This window comes from Pseudoduganella sp. GW821-FHT12E03, from assembly GCF_058807115.1.
Genome location: NZ_JBXAQJ010000044.1, coordinates 1 through 1,081 on the forward strand (window position 1 = coordinate 1; position 1,081 = coordinate 1,081).

Annotated in this window: 1 protein-coding gene; it reads right to left on the bottom strand. The window is 69.1% G+C overall.

The window, feature by feature from the left end; genetic code table 11:
- Positions 1–1,081 (bottom strand): AMP-binding protein (locus tag AC1RRC_RS33210; RefSeq protein ID WP_493060204.1); only part of this gene is annotated, 1,081 nt, incomplete at both ends.

The following is a 1,081-nucleotide window of genomic DNA, read 5'->3' on the forward strand; positions in this document are numbered from 1 at the left end:
TGGTAGGCGACGTCGTCGGAGCATTCGGCCGGGCCGTAGACATTCATCAGGGGCAGCGCGGGGAAACGGGCGAACCAGTCGCGCGCCAGTTGCAGCGGCAGCGCCTCGCCGGTGGGCAGCACCCAGCGCAGCGAAGGCAGGGTGGCGTCGGGTGGGCACAGGTCGAGCAGGTTACGCATCAGGCTGGGAACGATTTCCAGCACGGTCAACTGCTCGTCAGCGACAGCCTGGAGCAGGCGCAGCGGATCGTGCGCGATCTCGTCGGGCAGGATATGGACGGTCGCGCCCAACAGCGGGGCGGCCAGGAACTGCCAGACCGAGATGTCGAAGGCGGGCGATGCGGTCTGGGCCAGGCGGTCGGCAGGGCCGAAGCCGATGGTGGGCACCTTGCCGAACATGTTGTTGAGCATGCCACGCTGCTCGACCATGGCGCTTTTCGGTTTGCCGGTAGAACCGGAAGTGGAAATGACATAGGCCAGGTCGTCAGGCGTGCCGGCGCGCTGCGGATCGGTGGCGTTGCCGCTGAGCCACAGAGCCTCTGCCGCCAGCGTGGCCGGCGGGGTGGGGAGCAAGGCCAGCAGGGTCTGCACCAGCGGCGAGCAGGCCGCAGTGGCCAGCAGCAGTGGCGCCTGGCTGGTTTCCAGCACCTGGCGCAGGCGTTCCGGCGGATGACTGGCTTCCATTGGCAGGAAGGCGGCGCCGGCCTTGAGCACGGCCACCATCATGGTCAGCAGCGGCAGGCCGCGCTCACCCAGCAGGGCGACGACGGTATCGGCGCCGGCGCCGGCGGCGATCAAGACATGGGCAATGCGATTGGCCCGCGCATCGAGTTCACCGTAGCTCAGGTGCTCGCCGCGGCACACAGCGGCCACCTGTTCGGGCCGGGCGGCCACCTGGGCGGCAAACAGGCTGGCATAGGTTTGGCCGAGCGGGAAGGCGTGTTCGCTGCGATTCCATTCGACCAGCAATTGCGTCTGCTCGGCCTCGCCCAGCATCGGCAGGCGGCCGGCGGGACAGGCGGGATCGGCGCCGATGGCCGCCAGCAGGCCGCTGAAATGGCCGGCCATGCGGGCAATGGTGG